The organism is Bacillus sp. VT 712 (genome assembly GCF_001614195.1).
Classification (GTDB): Bacteria; Bacillota; Bacilli; order Bacillales; family Bacillaceae_H; genus Priestia; species Priestia flexa.
Genome location: NZ_LWBK01000098.1, coordinates 1 through 563 on the forward strand (window position 1 = coordinate 1; position 563 = coordinate 563).

A 563-nucleotide genomic window follows, 5' to 3' on the forward strand; every position below is an offset into this window, starting at 1 on the left:
TATTCAGATAAAGATACTGCTCCATTACGAACAGTGGGTTTCCCCATTCGGAAATCTCCGGATCAAAGCTTACTTACAGCTCCCCGAAGCATATCGGTGTTAGTCCCGTCCTTCATCGGCTCCTAGTGCCAAGGCATTCACCGTGCGCCCTTTCTAACTTAACCATTAGCGAATAAATGGTGCAACTTGCGTTGCGTTATTTATTGGTTTGATTAAAGAAAAGTTTCACTTTTCCTCAGCTATTACTGTTATCTAGTTTTCAAAGAACAATTGGTGGAGCCTAGCGGGATCGAACCGCTGACCTCCTGCGTGCAAGGCAGGCGCTCTCCCAGCTGAGCTAAGGCCCCAATAAGGTATAAAGTAGATACATGGTGGGCCTAAGTGGACTCGAACCACCGACCTCACGCTTATCAGGCGTGCGCTCTAACCAGCTGAGCTATAGGCCCATTTTCTACTCTTTTATTGTATATTTGAGAGAATTCTCTCAAAACTGAACAAAGCTTCAAAACGTACGTCTTGTCTAGCTACGGCTCCTAGTCGTTCGATCGTTTCACTTTTGTCAA

General features: G+C 45.6%; 2 tRNA genes and 1 rRNA gene. All 3 read right to left on the reverse strand.

The features are described from left to right. Positions 1–164, reverse strand: a 23S ribosomal RNA gene (locus A2U94_RS20130); the annotation flags it as partial. Between the two features lie 107 nt (positions 165–271). Then, positions 272–347: transfer RNA gene (locus tag A2U94_RS20135), tRNA-Ala, on the reverse strand. A gap of 22 nt (positions 348–369) precedes the next feature. Further along, a tRNA-Ile gene (locus tag A2U94_RS20140) sits at positions 370–446 on the reverse strand. Between the last annotated feature and the right edge of the window lie 117 nt (positions 447–563).